Origin of the sequence: Pseudomonas nicosulfuronedens (assembly GCF_005877905.1) — a bacterium.
GTDB classification, from domain to species: domain Bacteria; phylum Pseudomonadota; class Gammaproteobacteria; order Pseudomonadales; family Pseudomonadaceae; genus Pseudomonas; species Pseudomonas nicosulfuronedens.
This window is the reverse complement of the sequence record NZ_SWDV01000123.1, coordinates 1-830: the sequence shown is the minus strand read 5'-3', so window position 1 is coordinate 830 and position 830 is coordinate 1. Positions and strand designations below refer to the sequence as shown.

Annotated in this window: 2 protein-coding genes and 1 pseudogene; all 3 read left to right on the top strand. The window is 60.0% G+C overall.

Annotated features, from left to right (window positions below):
• Positions 1 to 312: pseudogene (locus FAS41_RS30725) on the top strand (attachment protein); the annotation flags it as partial.
• Positions 313 to 317: 5 nt separating this feature from the next.
• The gene (locus tag FAS41_RS30720; RefSeq protein WP_081520099.1) at positions 318 to 674 is read left to right on the top strand and encodes a DUF2523 family protein; all 357 of its coding nucleotides are present in this window, start codon (positions 318 to 320) and stop codon (positions 672 to 674) included.
• Between the two features lie 7 nt (positions 675 to 681).
• Positions 682 to 830: zonular occludens toxin domain-containing protein (locus FAS41_RS30715; RefSeq protein ID WP_281286843.1), on the top strand; the 149-nt coding region annotated here is incomplete at its 3' end.

Sequence of the window (830 nt, the reverse complement as noted above, 5' to 3'; positions counted from 1 at the left end):
GGCCCGAAAGAGACCTTGGCGCAACCCAAGCAAGGCAACTGGGATGACGCGCTAACCACCTGGGAAGCCAAGGTCGCCGAAGCGAAAAAGGAGTTCTCCGAGAAGATCAAAGAGAACGCCGACCAGCTCAAGGGTGTGTTCGATCTGAAGCTCGGCGAGGGCGGCGGCAAGCTCCCCTGCGACACCTTCGTGGTCTGGAAAAAGACCGTCAGCCTCTGCTTCACCGAGTACGAGGAAAAGCTCTCCTACCTGCGCTACGCGCTGATGTTTATGGCATCGGTGCTGGCCGCCTTCGTCATTCTGAAGGAGTGACCCTCATGGAATGGCTATCCAGCTTCTTTGACCAGATCGTGCTGTTCCTTCAGTGGATTTGGGACTTCCTCACCCAGGGCATTTACGACTTCATCAAGGACGGTTTCGTGGTCGCCACCCAGTGGGCCATGTACAGCGCGCTCCAGTCGTTCCTGTTCCTGCTCGATGTCAGCTACACCGTGGCGCGCGAGCTGATCGACAGCCTCGGCGTCTCCAACATGGTCCGCTCCATGTACGCCACGCTCCCTGGACCGCTGGCGGCAGCGCTGCAATTCCTCGGCGTACCGCAGGCGCTCAACATTATGTTCTCCGCCCTGGCCACGCGCTTCTGCATGCGCTTCGTGCCGTTCATAGGGAGGTGAGTGAATCATGTCCATCAAGATTCACCACGGCCCCAACGGCTCGTACAAAACCTCCGGCGCGATCCAGGACGATGCCGTCCCCGCGCTCAAGGACGGCCGCGTCATCATCACCAACGTCCGGGGCTTCACCCTGGAACGGGCCTACACCGTGTTCCC

Bases quoted from the DNA above. Each gene is read 5' to 3' on its own strand.
- FAS41_RS30720 (WP_081520099.1), top strand. From the start codon at position 318: ATGGAATGGCTATCCAGCTTCTTTGACCAGATCGTGCTGTTCCTTCAG.